This window comes from Micromonospora arborensis (assembly GCF_003205615.1).
In the GTDB taxonomy this organism is placed as follows: Bacteria; Actinomycetota; Actinomycetes; order Mycobacteriales; family Micromonosporaceae; genus Micromonospora; species Micromonospora arborensis.
The window spans coordinates 1-24,499 of sequence record NZ_PYBV01000028.1 but is presented as its reverse complement, the minus strand read 5'-3'; the positions used below and the strand labels follow the sequence as shown (position 1 = coordinate 24,499).

The following is a 24,499-nucleotide window of genomic DNA, read 5'->3' as shown; positions in this document are numbered from 1 at the left end:
AGCTTCGACCAGCGGCGCCTCGGCGACGGCCTCGGCCGACGCGGTGGCGGGGTCATCCTCGGGCAGAGCCACAGTCTCCTCCTCGCTCACGACGGAATTTCGCTCAGTTTCATGCGGCTTCACCGAAGGCGACGTCACTGGCGAGCACGGCCGCGCCGGTGACGCCGGCGCGACCACCGAGCTCGGACAGCACGACGGGCAGGTTTCCGGTGGCCAGTGGCAGCGAACGGCGGTAGACCACGCTGCGGATCTCGGCCAGCAGGATGTGCCCAAGCTGGGCCAGCCCGCCGCCAATCACGATCATCGACGGGTTGGTGAAGCTGACCAGGCCGGCGAGCACCCCGCCGACCCGCCGTCCGCCGTCACGGATCAGTTGGATGCAGGTCACGTCGCCCTCGACGGCGCCCTCGGCGACGTCCAGTGCGGTCACCACACCACGCAGGGCCATCCGCTCGGCCAGCGCTGGTGACACCCCGCCGCGGGCGGCGACGGTGGCCTCCTTGGCCAGTGCCGCACCGCTGAACAGCGCTTCCAGGCAGCCGACGTTGCCGCAGGAGCACATCGGACCGTGCGAGTCGACCTGGATGTGGCCGATGTCGCCGGCGCAACCGTCGGTGCCCCGGTAGACCTCGCCGGTGAGGTAGATGCCGCACCCGATGCCGGTGCCGATCTTCACGAAGAGGAAGTCGTCCACCGAGTGAGCGACCCCACCGTGGCGCTCACCGATCGCCATTATGTTGACGTCGTTGTCGACCACCGCCGGGCAGCCGTGCTCCCGGCTGAGCAGCTCGCGCACCGGGAACCGGTCCCAGCCCGGCATGATCGGCGGCGAGACCGGGACGCCGTCGCGGAAGCTGACCGGGCCGGGCACGCCGATGCCGACCGCGTCCAACCGCTCGTACGCGCCGTCGACCCGGGCCTTGTGCAGCAGCTCGTTGACCCGTTGCAGGGTCACCTTCGGCCCGTTGCGGATGTCGGCGGGCTCGGCGTATTGGGCGACCGGTTCGAGGCGGCCGTTGACCACCTCGATGTCCATCGAGCTCGCGCCGAGGTCGACGGCGGCGAAGCGCAGCTGCGGGTTCAGTTCGACAAGCGTCGAGCGACGCCCGCCCCGGGAGGCGGCGAGCCCTGCCTCGGCGACGTAACCCAGCGCGACCAGGCGGTCCAGCTCGGCCAGCATGCGCGGGCGCGGCATCTGGAGTCGGTCGCCCAGCTCGGCCCGGGACACGGCTCCCTCGTCGCGGAGCAACCGCAACAGTCGCACGTGCAGCGGGTCGACGGTCCGCACCGGAGGGTCACCTCTTCATTGGCATCGTTCACATCGACGCAACGGCGATGTGTTGTGTCCGACACAGTAAGAGCGTTCCGCACCGCGTGTCCAGAGCTTCAACCGTTCCGAGATGAACTTTTGTCCGAAAGAACAAAAGCTACTAGTCGATCAAGAAAAGGATCACGGGCCGCCCGCTTCCGGTCGCCCCCAGTTTCATCGACAACCACGAAAGCGCCCCGCCAGCCGGTCTTCGGTGGCGGGGCGGTCTTGCGGGACGGGCGGTCGCTGGGGGCGGTCAGCGCCTGCCTGCGGAGTTCCGCTTCTTCCGGAGCTTGCGGTCGTCGCGCAGCTCGACGTACGGCTCGTCGTCGACGGCGTGACCGGCCGAGATGGCACGGCCCCGTTCCAGCTCCGCGTCGAACTCGGCACCGAGCAGGATCGCGATGTTGCTCAGCCAGAGCCAGATCAGGAAGATGATCACGCCGGCCAGCGCCCCGTACGTCTTGTTGTACGAGCCGAAGTTGCTCACGTAGAAGGCGAAGAGGCCGGAGATCACCAGCCAGATCACCACGGCCAGCACACCGCCCGGGCTGACCCAGCGGAACCCGCCGTGCCGCGCGTTCGGCGAAGCCCAGTAGAGGATCGCGAACATCAGGCTGACCAGGATCAGCAGCACCGGCCACTTGGCGATGTCCCACACCGTGACCGCCGTCGCGCCCAGGCCGACCACGTCCCCCACCGCCTCGGCGAGGCGGCCGGTGAAGACCACGATCACCGCGCTGACCAGCAGCAGCACCCCGATCACCGCGGTCACGCCGAGCCGGATCGGCAGCGTCTTCCAGATCGGCCGGCCCTCCGGCACGTCGTAGATGCTGTTCGAGGCGCGCATGAACGCGCCGATGTAGCCGGACGCGGACCAGAACGCGGCCACCACACCGATGATCGCCGCGATGCTGGCCAGGCCGCCGTTCCTGTCCGCCGTGGTGATCGCCTCGGTGATGATCTGCCGGATGCTGTCGTTCGGCACCGCCTGGTTGACGGTGTCCTTGACGCCCTCGGTGGCGCTCGTGCCGAGCAGGCCGAGGATGGAGATCAGCACCAACAGCCCCGGGAAGATGGACAACACCCCGTAGTAGGTGAGCGCCGCCGCCCAGTCGGTCAGGCTGTCGTCCTGGAATTCGGTGACCGTGCGCCGCAGCGCCGCCTTCCAGCCGCTGCCGGGCAGATCGGTGGGGCTGTCCGGCCCCGCATCGGGCCCGACCGGATCACGCTGGTGCTCCCGGTGGGCGGAAGACTCGTCCGAGGCCATCGCCCCTCCTGTTCGTCGGCGGTGTCACCTCCGGACATGCCCCGTCGACAGGCACGGATAACCCCTACTCATAGAGCAACCTGCTCATCCGACGCGAGGCCACCAACAGGCCGACCGCCACCATCGCCAGCAGGTAGAGCACGTCGAGCAGCCAGACCCAGCCGCCGCTGCCCAGCACGACCCCGCGGATCAGGTGCACCGACCGGTACAGCGGGGTGATCTCGATCAGCCAGTGCAGCACTGTCGGATAGGCCTGCGCCGGCACGAACGTGCCGGAGAAGAGGAACAGGGTGAACTGGGCCGAGCCCATCAGGTCGAAATCCTGCCAGCTGCGCATGAACGTGGAGACCGCCATGCCGAGCGCCCCGAACGCGAACCCGACCAGCACCGCGGCCGGCAGGGCGGTCAGCGCGCGGGCGACGCTGGTCAGGCCCAACCCGACCATCACCCCGAGGAACGCGGCCGAGTAGGCGCTGCCCCGCAGCATCGCCCAGCCCAACTCCCCGAGCGCGATCTCGAACGGCCGTACCGGGGTGGCGATCATCCCGTCGTACAGCTTCATGTACTTCATCTTGCCGAAGAAATTGAAGGTGGTCTCCGCGAGCGCCCCGGTCATCGCCGAGGAGGCGAGCATCGCCGGAGCCACGAACTCGGCGTACGAGACGAGCCGCCCGTCGGGCAGCGGCAGGTCGCCGACCAGCGCCCCGACGCCCACCCCGATGGAGAGCAGGTAGAGCAGCGGCTCGACGAAGCCGGACAGCAGGAGCAGCCAGTAGACCGACTTCAGTGCCGCGACGTTGCGCCCCACCACCGACGCGGACCGCCGGGAGGCGGCGGAGACATCCACCAGCCGGGGCAGGATCAGCGTGACCACGGCAGCCTCTCCAAACGACGAGCTTGCTCGCCACCGTAATGCATCCCGGCCCGAGACCGGCCGGCTGCGGCTGGCAATCGCTTGGCGCTGGGTCGGCCGGCCTAGCCGGCGAGCTTCTCGCAGAGCGCCCAGATGGTGTCGCGGTTGCGTTGGTCGCGGACCGCGTCGGGCCATGCGGTGGGCTGGGACCGGCTGTTGAGGTAGGTCCCGTGTATTCCCTGCGCCTGCGGGCTGGAGGCGAGGTAGATGCTTGATCTCGACGCCTTGACCACTGCTCGGTGTCCGTAGAGGACCGGCAACGCCAGACGTAGCAGTGGAACGACGGGCCGCGCCAGCGTCGGATAGGTGTGGATGGTCAGGCCCTGGTTCATCGCGGTGTACGCGTGGCCGGGGTAGGCCACGTTGAGGGTCACACCGGTCCCGGTCAGGCGTTCGGCGAACGTGTAGCTCATCGCCATCAGCGCCAGCTTGGTCTGGTTGTAGAACGACAGCCCGACGTAGGACTTCTCGCCTTGCAGGTTGTCGAGGTTGATTCGTCCTCGCGGAATGCCGCCGGTGATGTTGATAACGCGGGCCGCTGGGACACGTTTCAGCGCCGGCAGCAGCAGGTGGGTCAGCGTGTACGGGGCGACGACGTTGGCGGCGAAGGCGGTCTCGATGCCGTCCTCGGTCAGTTCGCGTCGTTCTCTGGTCACGCCAACGTTGTTGATCAGCACGTCCAAGCTGCCATACCGCGCGGTCACCTGGTCGGCCAGCCGGTGTAGATCGCGTCGCCGGGTCAGATCGGCGGTAAGCGCGTCGACGTTGCCGTTGCCGGTGTCGCGCTGGAGCTCCACGGCCGCAGCGTCTGCCCGACCAGGGTCGCGCCCGACGAGGACGACACGGGCGTCGAGCCGAGCCAGCCCGCGGGCGGTCTCCTTGCCGATTCCGCCCGTGCCGCCGGTCACCAGGACGGTTTTGCCGTTCAGCGTCATCGCTGTCGCCTCCCTCTGCTCAGGTTCAGAAACAACTTACGACACCGAGTGACAGGATAGACATGCAATGTTGTGAAGTAGACTTTGGTGCGTGGCTGATGGACTACGTGAACGTACGCGGCGCGCGGTTCGCGCGGAGCTCGCCCAGGTGGCGCTGGGCCTGTTCGCCGAACGCGGGTTCGACGAGACGACTGTCGACGAGATCGCCCAGGCCGCCGGACTGACCAAACGGAGCTTCTTCCGCTACTTCCCGGCGAAGGAAGACGCTGTATTCGGCGGGGTGGACGTCACCGGCGAACAGGTCGTCGAGGACATCCGCGCACGGCCCGCCGACGAGGACCCGTGGCAGTCCCTGCACCACGTGCTACGCCAGTGGGAACGGCAGATCCACGCGTCCGAGCAGACGCTGGCCAGCCTCCGCTTGATCGAATCGACCCCGTCGCTGCATGCCCGCCTGTATCAGAAGCGGGCACAGTGGCGCCGACACGTCAGCGACGCGTTGCGAGACCGGCCGGGTGTGCAGCTCGACTCGTTCACCGCGGAACTACTCACCAACGCTGCGTCGGCGGTCCTCGACACGGTTTCGCAGGAATGGCTGCGGTCCGGCGGCACCGCCGACCGGGCGGCGCTACTTGACCGCGGCTTCGCATTCCTGCATCCGGCAGCCACCATCCGCGCACGGGAGACAGCGGAGCCGCACCAGCCAGGGCCCGTCCGGGCGGACCGTGGGCGGCACAGCTAGACGACGAGCCTGCGACGGAACGCGCGCAGCGCCAGCAGCCAGCCGGCGACCGCCCACACGGCCAGGTAGAGCAGGTGCCCGGCGATCGACCACTGTGGGGTGACGCCGAGCGTGGCCGCGCGGCAGAGGTCGACGGCGTGCCACAACGGCGTCACGTACGCCAGCCACCGCAGCACCTCGGGTAACGACTCGACCGGGAAGAACACTCCCGCGAAGAGCGTCATCGGGATGACCGCGAACCGGAACAGCATCGCGAGCCAACTGTCGCGGGACACCGACGCGGTGTACGCGAAGACCGGCGCGGCGACGGCCAGCGCGAGCAACGCCACCACCGGCAGGGTGGCCACCGCCCACGGCGAGCGCAACGCCCCGAACAAGCCGGTGACCAGCAGGAACGCCGCGATCGTGGTGAGCACCCGGAACAGCACGAAGGCCAGGTGCCCCGCCACGATGTCGCCGACCCGCAGCGGAGACGCGCTCTGCGCGAAGTAGGTCTTGACCCACCGGAAGTTGCTGAACACCGGCCAGGTCGAGTCACCGACGGTCACCTGGAGCGCGGTCGAGGCGATCAGCCCGGGGACCAGCCAGTCGAGGTAGCGCACCCCGCCGACGCCCTGGTCGATGTAGGCGCCGACGCCCAGCCCGAAGCCGAGCACGGTGAGCACCGGCAGCAGGAACGAGGAGAACACCCCGGCCCGCCAGGTGCGTCGCAGCCCCACCAGGTAGTGCTCGAACACGGCGTACGCCGGCACCCACGGGAAACGTGCCTGCCCCACCACATGCACCACGACCACCCCCGTCCCGACCTGTCTACCCCGGGGGTACGACAGGGCCGCCGGTCACCCTACGGCGACCGCGATGATCCACTCCACATCGGTGATGTGGCGGCATTGCGCCGCCCAGACACCCCCGTTTCGCCGACCTGGAGTCGATCACACCGCGCGGACGGGGGTCGGGCCCGACGAACCTGCGCCGGGCCCAGCAGCCCGCGGGTGTGTGCCGATCAGGCCGGTCGGTACGCGCGGACCAGCGCCTGCACGGCGTATCCGAGCAGGAGCACTCCCGCGCCGGTGCCGACCACCAGGCCAGCGGACACCCCGGAGGCCAGGCCGGTGACGAGCGCCGCCGCTGCCACCAGGCAGATCGCGACCCCGAGCGGCTTGAGCAGTGGATCCCGCAGCAGCGGGGCGAGCGGGAAGAAGTGCAGCCCGACCACCAGGCAGACCAGCACCGGGACGTACTCGGACCAGCCCGCGGCGGCCACCACCGCGGCGCCCAGCCCGGCGGCGACGAATTCGGCGACGACGATGAGCAGGTACGGACGGTCGGCTGCCCGGTCCCGAGGGCTACCGGCACCCCGGAGGCGGGCCGACAGCACGCCGCCCGCCACCGCGGTGAGCAGTGCGACGATGCTGCCAACCACGAGCAGGGCACGCAGCGGCTGTTCCGCCGCCGGCACACTGAACCAGAGCATCGCGAAGATGCCGAGGTAGAGGGCGGTGAGCCCGGCCTGACGTCGGTTGGCGATCAGCAGATCGGACATGAAACCCCCCATGGTCGAGCGCCGGTTTCGGTGAACCCACCGACCGGGCGGGCCGATGTTACGCCCAAGATCGAACGCGGCTGGGACCCGGCCCACACGCGGCTTCCCGACGAGAGCCGTTGAGCGGGCATCGTTGGCAGCTCAGCAGGTCGACTCCCGGTAGGGTGGGCTGCGCTGCCAACGACCACAAAGGTCGGTCAGTCGACCAGGGTGCGGCCGGTCAGGTGCAGGAAGACGTCCTCCAGGCCACTACGCCGCACCAGCACATTGGCCGGGTTGAGCCCCAACGCGGAGACCTCGGCGACCGCCGCGTCGCCGTCGGGCACGTAGAGCAGGACCCGGTCCGGCAGCACCTCGACCCGCTCCCCCACACTGTCGAGCTTGCCGGCGAACGGCTCCTGTGACTCGGCGGCGAAGCGCAGCTCGACCACCTCGCGGGTGGAGTGTTGCGCGATCAGTGCCCGGGGTGAGCCCTCGGCGACGATCCGCCCGCCGTCCATCACCACCAGCCGGTCGCAGAGCTGCTCGGCCTCGTCCATGTAGTGGGTGGTGAGCACCAACGTGACGCCCTGCTGCTTGAGCCGGAACAGCCGCTCCCACACCAGGTGCCGAGCCTGCGGGTCGAGCCCGGTGGTCGGCTCGTCGAGCAGCACGATCTCCGGATCGTTGACCAGCGCGCGGGCGATGGTCAGCCGACGCTTCATCCCACCGGACAGCGGCTCGACCAAGCTGTCGGCCCGATCGGTGAGCTGGACGAAGTCGAGCAGCTCGTCGGCCCGCTCCCGGGCCGCCCGACGTGCGATACCGAAGTAGCGGGCGTAGACGGTCAGATTTTCCCGGACGGTCAGCTCCGGGTCGAGATTGTCCAACTGCGGGCAGACGCCGAGGCGGGTCCGGATCGCCGGCCCGTCACGGACCGGGTCCATGCCGAGGATGCGCAGCTCGCCCCCACTGGGTGGGGAGGTGCAGCCGACCATCCGCATGGTGGATGACTTGCCGGCACCGTTGGGCCCGAGGAAGCCGAACGCCTCGCCCGAGCGTACCTCGACATCGATGCCGGCCACGGCGGTGAAGTCACCGAACCGCTTCACCAGCCCCCGAGCCTGAATGAGTGCTCGCCCCGAAGTCACCACCCGACCCTAACCGCCGAGTCCGACAGCCCTCCACGGCAATTCGGGCCCAGCCCGCGGATCCGGTGTGCGACACGTCGCAGCACGAGCTGAGGATGCCGCAGAGACGCCATGGTCGGTCGCAGCGTGCCTGCCCGGGTCGATTACCTCGGCCCGGACAGTTTTCCGACAGCTAACCTGGCCGCTTTCCCATCGAAGCAGGCAAATGCCGCTGTTAGCCTCGATCAATCGCGCACGCTCACACGGGGAGGAAACACCATGCACATTCGCCGAACCCTGCCAGCCGCCACAGCCGCAGTGCTGCTCGGCCTCACGCTGGCGTCGCCAGCCAGCGCCGCACCCGCAAGCAGCCAGACCAGCTGCAGCAGCCAGACGGTCGCGAACAACAGCGAATCCAGCGCCACGATGAAGATCGGCGCGAACCTCAAGAAGGCGCCCTACTCGGAGTGCGGGAACGTCCAGTACGTGAACGCGGGAACGACGCTCTACATCTGGTGCTGGGTCAACAACGACTACGACAACCTCTGGTTCTGGGCCCGCATCGCGGGCACCAGCACGTACGGATGGATGAGCGTCAGCAACGTCACGGTTCATGACATGGGCGGGTCTACGAATTACGGCTGGTGCCCCGGAGAGCCCACCTGAGTCATCGCCCCTGCCAGCAGCCCAGCGAGGCGCTCGGCTGGGGTGTCCCAGCCGAGCGTTTCGCGCGGACGGTACGCCGACGGTCGGAGTGAAGGCACGAAAAAACGTGAACAGTCTTCGATGCCCCACCCGCCGGCCAATCGACGTGTATCGTCCGATTGTGTCGCCCATCCGTTCGCCTGACGGTTCGTCGCCACCCTCACGACCAGCCAACTCTCCCGTCAGCGAACCCGGCCCGGCCGAGAACGGGCCGCCACCTCGCCCCAGAGCGCCTCAACCCAGCGCAGCCGACACCAGCGCGCCCGAAGGCACCGATTCGGCCGAGCGGCTCGGCGCTGATGCTCGGACCCTTGACGAGCGGGCTACACGGGAGATGTCCGCCCAGTTCGAGGACGAGAAACCGGGCCGGGTGTTGACCGGGCCAGCAGGTCTGCTCCTCACCGCGGCAGCGCTGGCGGTGGCCGCTCTCGCCCTCTGGCAGGTGTTCCGCCCGCTGTCGCAGGGCAGCAAGTATTACCTGATCTTCTTCCTGGCCGGCGTACTCCCGTTGGTCTTCCTGGCCTACCCAGCCAACCTGCGGCTACGGTTCCGGCGGCGCCGCCCAGGCGACACCGGGCCGCCCCGCCCGGTCTCCGCGCGACCCACCGCGACGGACTGGGTGTTGGTCGCCCTCGCGGTGGCCGCCTGCCTCTATCCCGTCCTGCCGATGCCCCTCGGTTCCGGTGGCGGCGGCTACAACGCCTTCCTCGACCGGCAGGGCCTGCTGGCGCCGATGGACCTGGTGCTGGGCACCGTACTCCTGCTCCTGCTGCTGGAGGCGTGCCGACGGGCCACCGGTTGGATCCTGCCCGCGGTCTGCCTGCTGTTCCTCGGTTACGGCTACTACGGCGGGCTGCTGCCGCAGTCCTGGCCGGTCGCCCATGCCGGGCTCGACTTCAGTCAACTGGTCGACGCGTTCTACAACTCCGACAGCGGCTTCTACGGCACACCACTGGACGTGGCCGCCTCCTACATCGTGCTGTTCACCATCTACGGAGCGGTGCTGGAGCTGTCCGGGGCGGGGCGGTTCTTCGTCGACCTGTCGGCCGCCGCGTTCCGCCGCTCGCGTACCGCCGCCGGTCGTACGGCGGTGGCCTCCGGCTTCCTGCTCGGCACCGTCTCCGGATCCGGTGCGGCGACGACGGTGAGCATCGGCGCGGTCACCTGGCCACTGCTGCGTCGTGCCGGATATCCCCCGGAGCGGGCCGGCGGCATGCTGGCTGCGGCCGGAGTGGGTGCGATCCTCTCGCCGCCCACGCTGGGCGCGGCGGCGTTCATCATCGCGGAGTACCTGGGCGTGTCGTACCTGCAGGTGCTGGGGTGGGCCACGGCGCCGACGGTGCTCTACTACCTCGGCATCCTCCTCTCCGTGGAGATCGACGCCCGCCGGTCCGGCGTACGCCCCGTGGTGATCGACGTCGGGTCGCCCTGGCGTCTGCTGGCCCGGTTCGGCTACCACTTCGCCTCACTGATCGCGATCGTCGGGCTCCTCGCCGTGGGCGTGTCCGCGACGAGGGCGGTCGTCGTCGCCACCCTCCTGGCGGTCGCGCTCTCCTTCCTGGACCGTGCACACCGGCTCACCCCGGCCCGGCTGGTGGCCGCGCTCGTCACCGGCGTACGCGGTGTGCTCGCGGTGACCGCCGTCTGCGCCGCCGCCGGCATCATCACGGCGACCACCACGAAGACCGGCCTGGGGCCGCAGGCGGCGACGCTGCTGATCAGCGGGGCGAAGGCGGCCACCTCGAACCCGACCCTGGTGCTGGTGCTCACCGCGCTGCTCGCGGCCGTCGCGCTCAGCCTGCTGGGGCTGGCCGTGCCGGTCACCGCCTCGTTCGTGATCGGGTGGGTGATCGTCGGCCCGGCCCTCATCGATCTCGGCGTGTCGGCGCCCGCCGTGGCGATGTTCGTCTTCTACTTCGCGGTCCTGTCCGAGGTGTCCCCACCGACCGCGCTGGCTGCGGTGGCGGCCGCGGCGGTGACCGGGGGCCGGTTGGTGCCGACCATGTGGCAGACCCTGCGCTACGCGCTGCCGGCGTACCTGACGCCGATCGCGTTCGTCATCACGCCGGCCGGGCTCGGGCTGCTCGGCATCGGTGGCGCGCAGCGGATCGCCTTCGCGGCCGTGGTGATCGCGCTCAGCGTGGCGGTGCTCGCCGTCGCCGCCGGTGGCTGGCTGCCCGGGGTGGGCCCGGCCGGCGCACCGGAGCGCGTACTCGGTGCCCTCGCCGGCGTCACCCTGCTCTGGCTCGAACCCGTCGCGGTCACGGTCGGCGTCGCGCTGGCCGCTGTCGCGGCGGCGGGTGTCCTCGTACGACGGCAGTCCACCGGTCGGGCCGGTCGGCCACGAGCCGGATCGTCAGCCAACCTCCGGGAGGAGAAACCGTGAGACGAATCGACGTACGGGTCGCGGCGGGTCTGAGCGTGCTCGCCCTCGTCACGGCCGGCGCCGCGGGCTGTGGAGGCCAGCAGGGTGGCGCGGCCAAGGACGACGCGGCCAGCGAGGTCACCTGCGAGGTGGCCCAGGAGACCCGCGTCGGCATCGCCACCGGCAACGCGACAGGCGTCTACTACGGCGTCGGCAACGCCCTGGCCGGCCAGTTGTCCGGGGCTACCGGCGGCAAGCTCAGCGGCACCGCCGCCGAGACCGGCGCCTCCGTGCAGAACGTCGAACAGTTGGTCGGTGGCCAGTACGACGTGGCGTTCTCGCTGTTCGACACGGCGGTCAACGCGGTCCAGGGCAAGGGCAGCTTCACCGCGCCGCAGCCGGTCGAGGCGCTCGCGCGCATCTACGACAACTACACGCAGGTGGTGGTGCGCAACGACTCCGGGATCAACTCGGTGGCCGACATGCGCGGCAAGCGGATCTCCACCGGTTCCCCGAAGTCCGGCACCGAGGTGATCGCCAACCGGCTGCTGGAAGCCGCCGGCCTCGACCCGGCCAAGGACGTCCGGGCGCAGCGGCTCGACCTCATGAAGACGGTCGAGGGCGTCAAGGACGGCAGCGTCGACGGGTTCTTCTGGTCCGGTGGCCTGCCCACCGGTGGTCTGACCGACCTGTTCACCACTGCCGGTGACCAGGTGAAGTTCGTCGACATCGCGTCCCTGCTGCCGAAGATGACCGAGTTGAGCCCCGCCTACCAGGCCGGGACGATCGGCCGGGACGCGTACCGGACGGCGGCGGACACCCCGACCATCGTCGTGCCGAACGTGCTGCTGGTCCGCAAGGATCTGGACGCCAACGTCGCCTGCGCGATCACCCGGACGGTGTTCGACAAACGGGACGCGCTGGCTCAGGCGAACCCGGCGGCCAAGGGGATCTCGCTGGAGACCGCCCGGAAGACCGAGCCGGTCGCCCTGCACCGGGGCGCCGACAAGGCGTTGAAGGATCTCGGCGCCAACTGACGGCAGGTCAGCCGTCGACCGGTGCGGTGGCGGCGCGGGCCACACTGACCAGGCGATCGGTCTCGGCGAGCAGGGCCTCGTCGTCCGCCGGGGTGCCGGGGTCGAGTCGGACCGTCCAGGTGAGACCGTCGACCCCGGCCTCCCGGCGGGCCGCGACCCGTGCGGCACCGCCGGGCACCGGCTGGTGCTGGGTGTACGCGACCGATCGGGTGACCCGCGCCCGTACCTGGTGCGGCAGTTCACCCGGGTCGAGCAGGAGGTAGGTCTCCGCCGGGCCGTCGGCGACCACCGCGTAGCCGTCGCGTTCGACGACCAGTTCGGCGGGCGTGACGGTCAGCTCCCGACCGGACCAGACCGCCTTGAGGATGGTGTGCCAGCCGAGTCGGTGCCCTCGACCGGGCAGCCACAACCCGAGGTTGCTGGCGACCACCACCCCGTCGCCCTCGCCGTTGCCGGCGGCAGCCCACGCCAGCACCCGTTCGTCGGCGGTCAGTGGCGGCCGGGAGGCCGGTGGCAGCTTCGGCTTGCGGCTGAACAGTCCCATCTAGAGGCCTCCCGCGGCCTGCTCGCGCAGCGCCCGGGCGTGCTGCTCCAGGGACAGCAGCTCACCGAAGGCGGCGAAGTACTCGTCCTTGTTGTTGACCGGGTTGATCCGCTGGATGCGCGACTTGATGTCGCGGATCCGGGCGGTCACCGACCCGAACTGCACCCGCGCCATCGTGATCGACACGTAGCGGGGGTCCGGTTCGCCGTCGATCCGCAGCGGCTCCACCGCCAACTCGCCGACCAGCGCCGCCGATGCCAGGTCGTCGCAGGCGTCACGGACCGACTCGATCCAGACCGCGCCGCCGGTCGCCGACGCGGCACCACCGGCCGCCGCGATGGCCGTACGCACCGCGACGTGCATCGGGTGGCGGTATTCGGTGGCCTCGACGGCGTCGAACATGGGGCCGGCCAGGACGGGCTGCTGCAGGGCGAGCTTCAGCGCCTCCCGCTCGACCATCGCCTGCGGGCTGTCCGTTGCCGGCTCGGCGCGGGCCGGAGTGGGCCGGGCGGCGGGTGCCGCGTCGCGGGTGCCGGGCGACGGGGTGTTGGCGGCGGCGAGCACCGCCCGTTGCACCGGCTCGATCTCCATGCCGAGGTCCATGGCGAGCTTGCGGACGTACTCCGGGCGCTTCTCCCGGTCCTTGAGGCGCGCGACCAGCGGCGCGGCGTGGCGCATCGCCTCGACCCGGCCGTCGACGGTGTCCAGGTCGAAGCGGCTGATCACGTGCCGCAGCGCGAAGTCGACAAGCGGCTCGCGGCGGGCGACCAGGTCCCGCACCGCCAGGTCACCCTTGGCCAGCCGCAGGTCACACGGGTCCATGTTGTCCGGGGAGACCGCGATGAACGTGCGCCCGACGAACCGCTGATCGTCTTCGAAGGCGCGCAGGGCGGCCTTCTGGCCGGCAGCGTCACCGTCGAAGGTGAAGATGATCTCGCCGGCCACCTCGTCGCTGTCGAACAGGAGCCGACGCAGAACGGAGATGTGGTCCGCGGCGAAGGCGGTGCCGCAGGTCGCCACCGCCGTGGTCACCCCGGCCAGGTGGCAGGCCATCACGTCGGTGTAGCCCTCGACGATCACCGCCCGGCCCTGCTTGGCGATCTCCCGCTTGGCCTGGTCGATGCCGTAGAGCACGTGCGACTTCTTGTAGATCGGCGTCTCGGGGGTGTTGAGGTATTTCGGGCCGTCGTCGTCGTCGAAGAGCTTGCGCGCGCCGAAGCCGATCACGTCGCCGGCGAGGTCGCGGATCGGCCAGAGCAGCCGACGGCGGAACCGGTCGATCAGGGTGCCGGAGCGGGACTCCCGGGACAGCCCGGCCGTGACCAGCTCCTGGTGGGTGAAACCCTGCTGGCGCAGGTGCTTGGTGAGCAGGTCCCAGCCCTCCGGCGCGAAGCCACAGCCGTAGCGCTCCGCGGCGGCCCGGTCGAAGCCCCGCTTGGCCAGGAACTCGCGTGCCGGCCGGGCGCCCGCGGTGCTGAGCTGCGCCCGGTAGAACTCCACGGCGGCGGCGTGCGCGGCCACCAGGCGCTGGCGCTGGCCCTGCTGCGGGCGGGGGCGGGGGGTGCCCTTGTCGTCCTCGATGTAGCGCAGCTGGATGCCGGCGCGGCCGGCCAGCCGCTCGACGGACTCGACGAAGCTGAGGTGGTCGGCGTCCATCAGGAACTTGATCGCGTCGCCGCCGGCACCGCAGCCGAAGCAGTACCAGACGTTGCGGGCCGGCGAGACGTTGAACGACGGGCTCTTCTCGTCGTGGAACGGGCACAGACCCTTGAGGTTGCCGCCGCCGGCGGACTTCAGGGTGACCGTCTCGGAGATCACATCCCCGATCGAGGTGCGTTCCCGGACCAGTGCGATGTCCTCGTCCCGGATCCGCCCAGCCATGCGCCACCCCCTCGGCGTACATCCTGCCCTGCCGGACCGACGACGCGCCGGCCGGGGGACGCCGGTGTGGCGGCCACCGCTGCCGGCTCGGCGGTTTCCGCCCGGCAGCCGGGTCCGCGCGGGGACCATGACCAGATGCGCAGGGTACGGGCCGACGGTGCCCAGGGGTTCGGTTGGCTGGCCGGACGGTTGGGACTACGCGGACAGGCCCCGCGGACGGACGAGGCCGGCCACCGCCATGCCACCTGGCTGGAGCTCTTCCTCGACATCATCTTCGTGTACGCGTTGGCGGCGGTGGTGGCCCGGCTGGGCAACGACCCGACCCCGTCGCCGCGCGCCGTGCTGGCCGTCATCGGGCTCTTCGTGGTGGTGCAGTGGGCCTGGGTGGGGCAGGTCTACTACGACACCCGGTTCGACCCGGACGACGCGCTGCACCGACTGCTGGTGCTGGGCGCGCTGGTCGGCGCGGGCACGATGACGCTCGGCGTCGACGAGGTGCCGGAGAGTGTGCTCCTGACGATCGGGTACCTGATCGTGCGGGGTGTGCTGCTCCTGCTCTACCTGCGGGCTCGGACGACAAGCCCGATGGCCCGCTCGGTGACCTCGGTCTACCTGATCGGCTTCGGGGCAGGCTGGTTGATCTGGTTGGCCTCGCTGGCCGCGCCCAACACGCTGCGTCCGACCCTGTGGATCGTCGCGATGATCATCGAACTGGCCACGCCGTGGGTCGGCAAGGGCCGGCTCAACCGGTGGCCGGTGGACAACCGCCACCTACCGGAACGGATCGGGCAGTTCACCATCATCGTGCTGGGCAGCGCGCTGGCCAACCTGCTCTTCGCGGTGCCGGACCACCCCCGGCCACACATGATCGTCGCCGCCGGGATGGCCTTCGTGGTGCCGGCCGCCGTCTGGTGGGTCTACACCACGTTCGTCACCACCCGCCTGACCCAGCGCCGCCTGCGCGGCGGGCAGGCGTACGGCTACCTGCACATCCCGCTCGGCGGTTCACTGCTGCTGCTCGGCTGGGCTCTCGGACAGGTGGTCCGGCTGATCGACGACAACGTCGACCGCCTGCCGTTGGAGCTGCGGCTCCTGCTGGCCGCCTCGGTCGTGGTCTGGACGGTATGTGGGCTGGCCCTGTACTGGCTCTGGTCACGGCCGAGCGGTGCCCGACTGGCGATCACCGGCTACGGGGTGATCTCGGTCAGCGTGATCACCGCGACGGTGCGCGAGCCCAGGTTGATGCTGCTCCTGCTGTCCGCGGCGATCGTCGGGTACGCCGTGCTGCTCACCCGACGACTCGCCGCGGCCCGCCAGGAGTCGGCGGACGAGCCCGAGCGTTGAGCGACGATCAGCCGGCGGCGGCGGCTTCCTCGGCGGCCACCTGGCTGTTCCAGGCGGCCTTGGTGGAGCGCCAGCCCTCATCGTCCATGCCGCGCCGCCAGTAGCCGGAGATGGACAGTTGGTCGACGGGTACGCCCCGCTCGGCGCGCAGCAGTCGACGCAACTCCCGGACGACGGCGGCCTCACCGTGGACGAACGCGTGCACCTGGCCGGCCGGGAACTCCAACGCTCGCACCGCAGCGACCAGCGCCTCGCCCACCGGGCGTTCGCCGCGGTGCAGCCAGGTCAGCTCGACCGCGCCAGGGCTGAGCAGTTTCTGCTCCTCGGCCGGGTCGGCGATCTCCACGAAGACGTGGGCCGGCGCGCCCAGCGGCAGCCGCTCGCACGCCGCCGCGATCGCCGGCAGGGCACTCTCGTCGCCGACCAGCAGGTGCCAGTCCGCGTCCGGGCTGGGGGCGTACGCGCCGCCGGGGCCGACGAAGTGCACGGGGTCACCGGGACGCAGCGCGGCAGCCCACGGACCGGCCAGCCCTTCGTCGCCGTGGTAGACCACGTCCACGGTCAGCTCCTCGGCCAGCGGGTCCCAGCGTCGCACCGTGTACGCGCGCAGCCGGGGCCACTGTTCCCGGGGCAGGTCCCGGCGGATCGCGGCGAGGTCCAACGGCTGCGGGTACGCGACGCCCGGCTGCGGGAACACCACCTTGATGTAGTGGTCGGTGAACTCGCCCACCGGCAGGTCGGCCAGCTCTTCCCCACCGAGGACGAGCCGGATCAGGTGCGGCGTGGGCCGCTCGGTGCGCAGCACGTGGACCGAGGTGACGTTCCGGGGACGTTCCGACATGTCACTTAGGCTAGCCTAATCTGCCCTGGGGTCAGCCGGCGGTGTGCCGCCGTCGACCAGGCGGGTGTGCCAGGTCACGGCCGCCGGGTCGGTGAGGGAGGCGACCTGGTCGATCACCACGCGCAGTCGGGCGGCGTCGTCCGGCGCGGCCCGCCACAGCGGGGCGAAGATCGGGTCGAGCCCGTCCGGCGCGCGCCGGACCAACGCGGCGACCAGCTCGGCCAGCATCGTGCGCTGCCGCTCGTAGCGGCCCCGGAAGCCGGCTCGACGCATCACGTACCGCAGCGCGATGCCCTTGAGCAGGGCACACTGCGCCCGGGCCAGACGTGGCACCACCAGGTCCGCCGCGTAGCGGCGGTGCGGGCCGGGACCGAAGCGCTCCTCCGTGGCGGCCACCGCAGCGGACACGAACCGCCCGGTCACCCCGCTGGTGGTGGCCTTCAACGCGACCAGCGCGCGGTGACTGCCGTCGTACCCGGCGAGCGGGGCGAGCAGCGGATCCGCCAACAACTCGACGAGCACCTCGGCAAGGTCGGCAGCGGTCTCCCCGGAGTAGGCGGCGGCCACGTCGGCACAGAGCGCGGCCCGCTCGTCGGCGTCGGCGAGCAACGGGCGCAGCGTGACGTACCCGCCGTGGATGCCGTCCTCCACGTCGTGCACCGAGTACGCGACGTCGTCGGCCCAGTCCATCACCTGCGCCTCAAGACAACGACGGTCGCCGGGCGCACCGGCCCGGATCCACTCGAAGACCGTGGTGTCGTCGGCGTACACCCCGAACTTGCGCTCCCCCGGGCGGCGCGGCCACGGGTACTTGCCGATCGCGTCGAGCGACGCCCGGGTCAGGTTCAGCCCGGCGGACGAGCCGTCCGGGGCGAGCACCTTCGCCTCCAGTCGGGTCAGCACCCGCAGCGTCTGCGCGTTGCCCTCGAAGCCGCCGCACGGTGTGGCGAGCAGGTCCAGGGCGGACTCGCCATTGTGGCCGAACGGGGGGTGCCCGAGATCGTGGGCGAGCCCGGCGACGTCCACCACGTCCGGGTCGCAACCCAACCGGGCACCCATCTCCCGCGCGATCTGCGCCACCTCCAGCGAGTGCGTCAGCCGCGTACGCAGGAAGTCGTCCGTCCCGGCGGTGTGCACCTGGGTCTTGGTGGCCAGTCGGCGGAACGCGGCGGAGTGCAGCACCCGCGCGCGGTCGCGCTCGTACGGCGACCGGCGGTGCCCGGTGTCCTTGGGCGGCTCCTCGACCAGCCGGGCGTCCGCCGCAGCCGACGGTGGTGGTGGTGGTGCGGTCAACCGCTCACCCGGCTCACTCCTCGCGCTCACGGACTCGCCGCTGTTCGCGACTGCGGGGCTCGCAAACCCGGCTCACTCCTCGCGCTCACGGACTCGCCGCTGTTCGCGACTGCGGGGCTCGCAAACCCGGCTCACTCCTCGCGCTCACGGAGAACGCAGAACTCGTTGCCCTCCGGGTCGGCCAACACCGTCCACTCGACATCGCCCTGGCCGATGTCGACGTGCCGGGCACCCATGTCGACCAGGCGCTCGACCTCGGCTTCCTGGTCGGCGGGGCGCAGGTCGAGGTGCAGCCGGTTCTTGCGGTCCTTGCCGTCGGTCACCGGCACGAACACCAGGCCGGGCAGGCGGTCCACGGACTGGCGGATCTCCACTTCGTCCGGGCTCTCGGTGACGACCTGATAGCCGAGCGCCTCGGCCCACCAACGGGCCAGGCGGGCCGGATCACGGGCATCGACGGTCAGGTTCTCCCAGACGCTGGTCATGCAATCACCCTTCCCGTTCGACGGCGTACGCAATCAGCCGTGTGCGAGCGAGCCAAGGTTACGCCCGCCACAGCGGCTCGACCGACTCCCGACGCGTCAGCGAGGTGTCCACAACCGCCGATCGGCCCGGAGTTGTCAACCGATCGCCGTCGGTTACGGGCTCGCGGGCGGAAGTCGCCAGCGGTAGCGTTCCCAGCGCGGAACGTGACCAGCCGACCGACTCGCAGATCCCGCACGGGTAAGGGAGCAGTTCGTGGACGCAGACACGGTGGTGGGAACGGAACTACGCGGGCTACGCCGACGTCGACCCGAGGTCACCGGGGCGGTGTTGGCGGGCACCGACGGGCTGCTCATCTCCAGCGATCTACCCAGCAGCGACGCCACCCATCTCGCCGCACTGGCCGCAGCGAGTTTCGGGCTCGGCAACCGGGTGGCCGACACCGTCCAGCGGGGTGAGTTCCGAGAGTCGGTCGTCTGCACGACGGCCGGCTGCGTGGTGACCTACCCGGCGGGGCGCACCGCCCTGCTGACCCTGGTCACCGTGTCGGCGGCGGACGACCTGGAGGCGCTGCACGAGGAGGCGCGAGCGGTGGCCCGCCGGGCCGGTTCGGTGTTGGACACGCGCGGCAGCGGCGGCGTCGGCGCCACAGCCGTTCCGGACGCGCACGCGCCGCTCGCCGTGCGTACCCCGATGGCGACCCTGCCGACGCAGTTACATCGCCCGGCGCGGCCGACCTGGCGTCGCCCGCCGATCTGAGCGTCGCCGGGTCCTCCGCACGCCCGCGAAACTGATCCGAGCGCTGGTGCCGGCGGCGGTCGATCCGGCGCCGGCACCAACGTCAGCGGCTGTCCGACCCGCCGGTCTCCACGACCGCCCGGCCCGCCTCCAGCCGGGCCACCGGCACGCGGAACGGCGAGCAGGACACGTAGTCCAGGCCGACCTCGTGGAAGAAGTGCACCGAGTCCGGGTCACCGCCGTGCTCACCGCAGACACCGAGCTTCAGCCCGGGGCGGGCGGCCCGGCCCTCCTCGGCGGCGATCCGCACCAGCCGGCCGACGCCGTCGCGGTCGATCGACTCGAACGGCGAGATGCCGAAGATGCCCAGCTCCAGGTAACGCCAGAAGAACGCGCCCTCGACGTCGTCGCGGGAGAAGCCCCAGCCCATCTGGGTCAGGTCGTTGGTGCCGAAGGAGAAGAACTCGGCCGCCTCGGCGATCTGCCCGGCGGTCAGGGCCGCTCGGGGCACCTCGATCATGGTGCCGATCAGCACCTCGACCCCGCTGTCCCCGACCACCTCCGCGATGATCTTCTCGGCCTCGGCGTGGACCGTCTCCAACTCCTGCACCGCCCCGACCAGCGGCACCATGATCTCCGGTTTCGCTACGCCGCCGCCACGGGCACAGGTGACGGCCGCCTCGGCGATGGCCCGCACCTGCATCGCGAACAGACCGGGGATGACCAGGCCGAGGCGCACGCCCCGCAGCCCGAGCATCGGGTTCTCCTCGTGCATCCGCCGGACGGCGGCGAGCAGCGCCTCCTCCTTGGCGACGTCCTCGCCGCGCTCCTGCGCGACCGCGACGTTGACCGCGAGTTGCTCCAGGGGCGGCAGGAACTCGTGCAGCGGCGGATCGATCAGCCGGACGGTGACCGGCAGACCGTCCATCTCGCGGAAGATCTGCTCGAAGTCGGCCCGCTGCAACGGCAGCAACGCCGCCAGCGCCTCTTCCCGCTCGCCCGGGGCCCGAGCCAGGATCAGCCGCTCGACCAGCTCCCGCCGGTCGCCGAGGAACATGTGCTCGGTGCGGCACAGCCCGATGCCCTCGGCGCCGAAGCGCCGGGCCCGGGCGGCGTCCGCGCCGGTGTCGGCGTTCGTGCGGACCGCGAGCCGCCGCTTCCCGTCGGCGTGCGTCATGATCCGGTGTACGGCCCGGACCAGCGCGTTGTCGATGTGCTCAGGGTCGAGGCTGCCCTCGAAGTACTGCACCACTTCCGAGGGCATGACCGGCACCTCGCCCAGGTAGACCTTGCCGGTGGTGCCGTCGATGGACACGACGTCGCCCTCGTTGACGGTCTGCCCGGCGACCGTGAACCGCTTCGCCGGCACGTTCACGTCGATCTCGTCGGCACCGGAGACGCAGGTCTTGCCCATGCCCCGGGCCACCACGGCGGCGTGGCTGGTCTTACCACCCCGGGAGGTGAGGATGCCCTTCGCGGCGATCATGCCGTTCAGGTCGTCGGGGTTGGTCTCCCGTCGGACCAGGATCACCGACTTGCCCTCGGCGGCCAGCTCGACGGCCCGCGCGGAGGTGAAGACCACCGTGCCGGACGCCGCGCCGGGTGAGGCGCCGATGCCCTTGGCGACCGGCTGGAACTCGTGGTCGAGCTGGAACCGGGGGAACATCAGCTGGGCCAGTTGCGCGCCGTTGACTCGGTGCAGCGCCTCGTCCAGGTCGATCAGACCCTCGTCGACGAGCTGCCCGGCGATGACGAACGCGGCGGCGGCGGTGCGTTTGCCGACCCGCGTCTGCAGCATCCACAGCTTGCCGCGCTCGATGGTGAACTCGATGTCGCAGAGGTCCTTGTAGTGCTCCTCCAACCGGGCCATGATGCCGAGCAACTCGTCATAGGAGGTCTTGTCGAGCTGCTCCAACTCCTGCAGGGGCACGGTGTTGCGGATGCCGGCGACCACGTCCTCACCCTGGGCATTGGCCAGGTAGTCGCCGTAGATGCCCTGCGCGCCACTGGCCGGGTCACGGGTGAACGCGACGCCGGTGCCGGAATCCGGGCCGAGGTTGCCGAAGACCATGGTCACCACGTTGACCGCGGTGCCGAGGTCGGCCGGGATGCGCTCCTGGCGACGGTAGAGCACCGCGCGCTCGGCGTTCCACGACTCGAAGACGGCCCGGATGGCGAGCTCGAGCTGTTCGCGTGGCTGCTGCGGGAACTCGCGACCGGTGTGCTTGAGGAAGATCTTCTTGTACGCGTCGACCAGCCCCCGCAGGTCGTCCGCGTCCAGGTCGAGGTCGTTGGTCGTACCCTTGGCGCTCTTGGCCTTGTCGAGCGCCTGCTCGAACTCCTCGCCCGGCACCTCGCAGACGGTCTTGCCGAACATCTGGATGAGGCGGCGGTAGGAGTCCCAGGCGAACCTGTCGTTGCCGCCGGAGGCGGCCTGGCCAGTCGAGCCGCCCGCCTGTCGTGCGAGTCCTTCCACGCTCTGGTCGTTGAGACCGACGTTGAGGACGGTCTCCATCATGCCGGGCATGGAGAACTTGGCCCCGGAACGGACGGAGACCAGCAGCGGGTCCTGCGGGTCGCCGAGACGCTTGCCCATCGCGCGCTCCAGCGACTCCAGGTGCGCCTCGATCTGACCGGCGAGGCCGTCGGGCTCCCGTCCCGTCGCGAGGTACGCCTGGCAGGCCTCGGTGGTGATGGTGAAGCCGGGCGGGACAGGCAGGCCGAGGTTGGTCATCTCGGCGAGGTTCGCCCCCTTGCCGCCGAGCAGGTCCTTGAGATCCTTGTTGCCTTCGGAGAAGTCGTAGACGTACTTCTGCTCGACGGTCTCTTGCGCTGCCACCAGAGCCTCCACACACGCGTCGGGATTGACACTTAACGAAGGTTCAGTTTCTTCCCCCGGACGGACCGCCGGTAATCCCGGAGTCGACGCCGATGGGTGGGCGAAGGTTAAGCGAACATCGGGTGACCTGGGACCGTTCGGTGACAATAGGCACAGCTATCACGACTATCCGTGTTCGTACCGGCTTTTGGGAACGCTTCCACGCGCACTAACACGCAAGCCGGCCAGGAGTCGTACGCTTGACGGCACGCCAGCCAGCGAACCTCACTTTTGCCATAACCGACGCGAATACACCCCCCGGAGTCGCCGCCGTGTCGACAATCCCCTCCTTCGACCCTGCCGCCGACCCCGCGGCGGCCACGCCCACCGCCGGCGTGCCGCTGCCGGCCCGGGAGCCGGACGCGGCCACGCTGGCCCGCGCGGCCGAGCGGGCCGCCGCCGAGCTGCTCGCCCCACCAGCCCCGCAGCGGCTGACCGACGTCGTGCCCGCTCCCCAGCAGGTCCAGCCGGACCCGACCGAAGACTGGGTGCTGCCCGCCGAAGCGGTCATCGTGGCCAGCGCCGACCCCGCCGCGCTGGCGGTCGCCGCGCACCTCGCCGAACTGCTCCGGCCAGCCACCGGGTACCCGCTGCCGGTCACCGACGCCACCGCGCCCGACCCCGCCGACGGCATCGCGCTGGTGCTGGACGAGACCGCCGACCTCGGCGCGGAGGGCTACCGGCTCGACATCAACACCAACGGGGTACGCGTCACCGCCGGCACCGCCACCGGCCTCTTCTACGGCGTGCAGACCCTGCGCCAACTGCTGCCACCGGCCATCGAGAGCCCGGCCCCGGTCACCGCACGCTGGGCGCTGCCCGGCGGGACCATCACCGACGCGCCCCGCTTCCCGTACCGGGGCGCGATGCTCGACGTCGCGCGGCACTTCTTCGCCGTCGAGGACGTGCTGAAGGTGATCGAGCACCTGGCCCGCTACAAGCTCAACCACCTGCACCTGCACCTCACCGACGACCAGGGCTGGCGGATCGCCATCGACTCCTGGCCGAAGTTGACGGGCGTCGGCGCGACGACCGAGGTCGGCGGAGGCCCCGGCGGCCACTACACGAAGGCCGACTACCGGCGGATCGTCTCCTACGCGGCCGCACGCCACATCACCGTCGTCCCGGAGATCGACCTCCCCGGGCACACCAACTCGGCGCTGGTCGCGTACCCGGAGTTGGCACCGGACAAGATCGCCCCGCCGCCGTACACCGGCACCGAGGTCGGCTTCAGCTACGTCGACCCGGCCGACGAGCGGACGTACGACTTCATCGCCGACGTGTTGGGCGAGGTGGCCGCGCTCACCCCCGGGCCTTGGCTGCACATCGGCGGCGACGAGGCGTTCAAGGTGAAGGGCGAGGTGTACACCGGTTTCGTCGAGCGGACCCAGCGCATCGTGGCCGGCCTCGGCAAGACCGTCGTCGGCTGGCACCAGCTCGCGCCGGCCGGGCACCTCGACGGGCGGGTGCTGCAGTGGTGGGGCACGAACGGCGAAGACCCCACCACGGCCGACGCCGTACGCCGGGGCGCCCGACTGATCCTCTCCCCCGGCAACCACGCCTACCTGGACATGAAGTACGCCCCGGACACCCCGATCGGGCACGACTGGGCTGGCCTGATCGACGTGCGAAAGGCGTACGACTGGGACCCGGGCACACACCTCACGGACGTCCCCACGGAGGCGGTGCTCGGCGTGGAGGCGCCGCTCTGGACCGAATCGGTCACCTCGCTGGCCGACATCGAGCTCCTGCTCCTCCCCCGGCTCCCCGCCATCGCCGAACTCGGCTGGTCACCTCGGCATACGCACGGCTGGAGCGGCTTCCGCGACCGGCTGGCCGCTCATGGCCCACGCTGGGCGACGGCCGGCACGACCTTCCACCGCGCGCCCGAGATCCCCTGGCCGGCCACCCCGACCATCCCCGAGCAGCGTGACCCGGACCAGGCCGACACCACGACCTCCTGAGGCGACCGACCCCCGGCCAGGCCGACCCCCGGCCAGGCCGACCCCCGGCCAGGCCGACCCCCGGCCAGGCCGACCCCCGGCCAGGCCGACCCCCGGCCAGGCCAGGCGCCGGGCAGGCCAGGCGCCGGGCAGGCCGAGCACAGCCGGACACGCGGAGTGATCCACTCCATTTCGCCGACATGGCGCTATCCCCGACCCGGGATACCCCCATGTCGGCGCCCCGGTGTGGATCACGGCAGGACGATCACCCCGTGCGGGGATGATCGACTCCATATCGCCGATGTGGCGGCATCCCGCCCGGCGGATACCGCCACATCGCCGACATGGAGTCGATCACCGCCCGCCGCCCGTTGTGCGGGGTCGACCTGCGTTCGGTTTGTTCCGGATGGGCATTTTGTCCGGTGGTTGGGGTCACCGTGGCGGTGGAATCGGGGCCCGGCCCGGGTCGTTATACCTGGCATGCCGCCGCAGCCCACGGGCTCAGGCGTGCGGCAGTCCCCGGGAAGACCCCGCCGGCCGCCACCGGTCACATCCCGTAGCCGCCAGCCCCCGGAACACCCGCCGGGCCGCCACGGTTACACCCCTCGGCCGCCGAAGTAGCAGGC

The 24,499-nt window shown here is 70.8% G+C and carries 19 protein-coding genes and 1 pseudogene; 7 read left to right on the top strand and 13 right to left on the bottom strand.

Going from position 1 to position 24,499, the window contains the following annotated elements; translation table 11 throughout:
* Nucleotides 1-109: 109 nt before the first annotated feature.
* The 4 genes from C7C45_RS21820 to C7C45_RS21805 all read right to left on the bottom strand — a co-directional run bounded on the left by C7C45_RS21820 (nucleotide 110) and on the right by C7C45_RS21805 (nucleotide 4,427).
* Nucleotides 110-1,288: an ROK family protein gene (locus C7C45_RS21820; RefSeq protein ID WP_110565557.1), complete on the bottom strand. Its 1,179-nt coding sequence runs from the start codon at nucleotides 1,286-1,288 to the stop codon at nucleotides 110-112.
* 277 nt (nucleotides 1,289-1,565) lie between these two features.
* Nucleotides 1,566-2,579 carry a YihY/virulence factor BrkB family protein gene (locus tag C7C45_RS21815; RefSeq protein ID WP_110565556.1) on the bottom strand — a complete coding sequence of 338 codons (1,014 nt, stop codon included), beginning with the start codon at nucleotides 2,577-2,579 and terminating at the stop codon, nucleotides 1,566-1,568.
* A 64-nt stretch (nucleotides 2,580-2,643) separates the two neighbouring features.
* The gene (locus C7C45_RS21810; protein WP_110565555.1) at nucleotides 2,644-3,453 is read right to left on the bottom strand and encodes an ABC transporter permease; all 810 of its coding nucleotides are present in this window, start codon (nucleotides 3,451-3,453) and stop codon (nucleotides 2,644-2,646) included.
* Between the two features lie 101 nt (nucleotides 3,454-3,554).
* Nucleotides 3,555-4,427: an SDR family NAD(P)-dependent oxidoreductase gene (locus C7C45_RS21805; protein WP_110565554.1), complete on the bottom strand. Its 873-nt coding sequence runs from the start codon at nucleotides 4,425-4,427 to the stop codon at nucleotides 3,555-3,557.
* Between the two features lie 91 nt (nucleotides 4,428-4,518).
* On the opposite strand from C7C45_RS21805, the gene C7C45_RS21800 reads away from it, so the two are divergent.
* Nucleotides 4,519-5,169: a TetR family transcriptional regulator gene (locus C7C45_RS21800; protein ID WP_110565553.1), complete on the top strand. Its 651-nt coding sequence runs from the start codon at nucleotides 4,519-4,521 to the stop codon at nucleotides 5,167-5,169.
* Here C7C45_RS21800 and C7C45_RS21795 read toward each other — a convergent pair.
* The 3 genes from C7C45_RS21795 to C7C45_RS21785 all read right to left on the bottom strand — a co-directional run bounded on the left by C7C45_RS21795 (nucleotide 5,166) and on the right by C7C45_RS21785 (nucleotide 7,842).
* A complete protein-coding gene (locus C7C45_RS21795) occupies nucleotides 5,166-5,945 on the bottom strand; it encodes an ABC transporter permease (protein WP_425271156.1) in 780 nt (259 codons plus the stop codon). The two genes, C7C45_RS21800 and C7C45_RS21795, sit on opposite strands and share 4 nt — an antisense overlap.
* 227 nt (nucleotides 5,946-6,172) lie before the next feature.
* Complete coding sequence (locus tag C7C45_RS21790; RefSeq protein WP_110565551.1) at nucleotides 6,173-6,712, bottom strand: hypothetical protein; 540 nt, start codon at nucleotides 6,710-6,712, stop codon at nucleotides 6,173-6,175.
* Nucleotides 6,713-6,909: 197 nt separating this feature from the next.
* Entirely contained in the window at nucleotides 6,910-7,842 is a 933-nt protein-coding gene (locus tag C7C45_RS21785) for an ABC transporter ATP-binding protein (RefSeq protein ID WP_110565755.1), read from the bottom strand.
* A gap of 258 nt (nucleotides 7,843-8,100) precedes the next feature.
* Here C7C45_RS21785 and C7C45_RS21780 point away from each other — a divergent pair, with 258 nt between their 5' ends.
* From C7C45_RS21780 to C7C45_RS21770, 3 genes are all read left to right on the top strand, one after another.
* On the top strand, nucleotides 8,101-8,487 hold the full coding sequence (locus C7C45_RS21780; protein WP_110565550.1) for a hypothetical protein: 387 nt from the start codon (nucleotides 8,101-8,103) through the stop codon (nucleotides 8,485-8,487).
* Between the two features lie 373 nt (nucleotides 8,488-8,860).
* Entirely contained in the window at nucleotides 8,861-10,912 is a 2,052-nt protein-coding gene (locus tag C7C45_RS21775) for a TRAP transporter permease (RefSeq protein ID WP_167454784.1), read from the top strand.
* Nucleotides 10,909-11,928 carry a TAXI family TRAP transporter solute-binding subunit gene (locus C7C45_RS21770; RefSeq protein ID WP_110565548.1) on the top strand — a complete coding sequence of 340 codons (1,020 nt, stop codon included), beginning with the start codon at nucleotides 10,909-10,911 and terminating at the stop codon, nucleotides 11,926-11,928. Before C7C45_RS21775 ends, C7C45_RS21770 begins: the two co-directional genes overlap by 4 nt.
* Nucleotides 11,929-11,935: 7 nt before the next feature.
* Here the strand turns inward: C7C45_RS21770 and C7C45_RS21765 are convergent, their stop codons facing one another.
* Both C7C45_RS21765 and dnaG read right to left on the bottom strand, forming a co-directional pair.
* On the bottom strand, nucleotides 11,936-12,472 hold the full coding sequence (locus tag C7C45_RS21765; RefSeq protein WP_110565547.1) for a hypothetical protein: 537 nt from the start codon (nucleotides 12,470-12,472) through the stop codon (nucleotides 11,936-11,938).
* A pseudogene (gene dnaG / locus C7C45_RS21760) lies at nucleotides 12,473-14,375 on the bottom strand (DNA primase).
* Nucleotides 14,376-14,488: 113 nt separating this feature from the next.
* On the opposite strand from dnaG, the gene C7C45_RS21755 reads away from it, so the two are divergent.
* Nucleotides 14,489-15,697 carry a low temperature requirement protein A gene (locus C7C45_RS21755; protein WP_146247369.1) on the top strand — a complete coding sequence of 403 codons (1,209 nt, stop codon included), beginning with the start codon at nucleotides 14,489-14,491 and terminating at the stop codon, nucleotides 15,695-15,697.
* 7 nt (nucleotides 15,698-15,704) lie between these two features.
* Here the strand turns inward: C7C45_RS21755 and C7C45_RS21750 are convergent, their stop codons facing one another.
* From C7C45_RS21750 to C7C45_RS21740, 3 genes are all read right to left on the bottom strand, one after another.
* The gene (locus C7C45_RS21750; RefSeq protein WP_110565544.1) at nucleotides 15,705-16,538 is read right to left on the bottom strand and encodes a siderophore-interacting protein; all 834 of its coding nucleotides are present in this window, start codon (nucleotides 16,536-16,538) and stop codon (nucleotides 15,705-15,707) included.
* A 15-nt stretch (nucleotides 16,539-16,553) separates the two neighbouring features.
* Nucleotides 16,554-17,831 carry a deoxyguanosinetriphosphate triphosphohydrolase gene (locus C7C45_RS21745; RefSeq protein WP_280101387.1) on the bottom strand — a complete coding sequence of 426 codons (1,278 nt, stop codon included), beginning with the start codon at nucleotides 17,829-17,831 and terminating at the stop codon, nucleotides 16,554-16,556.
* A 131-nt stretch (nucleotides 17,832-17,962) separates the two neighbouring features.
* Nucleotides 17,963-18,316 carry a VOC family protein gene (locus C7C45_RS21740; protein WP_110565543.1) on the bottom strand — a complete coding sequence of 118 codons (354 nt, stop codon included), beginning with the start codon at nucleotides 18,314-18,316 and terminating at the stop codon, nucleotides 17,963-17,965.
* Between the two features lie 253 nt (nucleotides 18,317-18,569).
* Between C7C45_RS21740 and C7C45_RS21735 the strand changes: the two genes are divergently transcribed.
* Entirely contained in the window at nucleotides 18,570-19,073 is a 504-nt protein-coding gene (locus C7C45_RS21735; protein ID WP_110565542.1) for a roadblock/LC7 domain-containing protein, read from the top strand.
* A gap of 82 nt (nucleotides 19,074-19,155) precedes the next feature.
* On the opposite strand, the gene ppdK is transcribed toward C7C45_RS21735, so the two are convergent.
* On the bottom strand, nucleotides 19,156-21,891 hold the full coding sequence (gene ppdK / locus C7C45_RS21730; protein ID WP_110565753.1) for a pyruvate, phosphate dikinase: 2,736 nt from the start codon (nucleotides 21,889-21,891) through the stop codon (nucleotides 19,156-19,158).
* Nucleotides 21,892-22,202: 311 nt separating this feature from the next.
* Between ppdK and C7C45_RS21725 the strand changes: the two genes are divergently transcribed.
* Nucleotides 22,203-23,894, top strand: a complete 1,692-nt coding sequence (locus C7C45_RS21725; protein WP_110565541.1) for a beta-N-acetylhexosaminidase — start codon at nucleotides 22,203-22,205, stop codon at nucleotides 23,892-23,894.
* Nucleotides 23,895-24,499 lie beyond the last annotated feature (605 nt).

Excerpts from the sequence above, each read along its gene's own strand:
- C7C45_RS21775 (WP_167454784.1), top strand. The coding sequence starts at position 8,861 with ATGTCCGCCCAGTTCGAGGACGAGAAACCGGGCCGGGTGTTGACCGGG.
- C7C45_RS21790 (WP_110565551.1), bottom strand. The coding sequence starts at position 6,712 with ATGTCCGATCTGCTGATCGCCAACCGACGTCAGGCCGGGCTCACCGCC.
- C7C45_RS21740 (WP_110565543.1), bottom strand. The coding sequence starts at position 18,316 with ATGACCAGCGTCTGGGAGAACCTGACCGTCGATGCCCGTGATCCGGCC.
- C7C45_RS21780 (WP_110565550.1), top strand. The coding sequence starts at position 8,101 with ATGCACATTCGCCGAACCCTGCCAGCCGCCACAGCCGCAGTGCTGCTC.
- C7C45_RS21805 (WP_110565554.1), bottom strand. The coding sequence starts at position 4,427 with ATGACGCTGAACGGCAAAACCGTCCTGGTGACCGGCGGCACGGGCGGA.
- C7C45_RS21755 (WP_146247369.1), top strand. The coding sequence starts at position 14,489 with ATGCGCAGGGTACGGGCCGACGGTGCCCAGGGGTTCGGTTGGCTGGCC.
- C7C45_RS21765 (WP_110565547.1), bottom strand. The coding sequence starts at position 12,472 with ATGGGACTGTTCAGCCGCAAGCCGAAGCTGCCACCGGCCTCCCGGCCG.
- C7C45_RS21750 (WP_110565544.1), bottom strand. The coding sequence starts at position 16,538 with ATGTCGGAACGTCCCCGGAACGTCACCTCGGTCCACGTGCTGCGCACC.
- C7C45_RS21815 (WP_110565556.1), bottom strand. The coding sequence starts at position 2,579 with ATGGCCTCGGACGAGTCTTCCGCCCACCGGGAGCACCAGCGTGATCCG.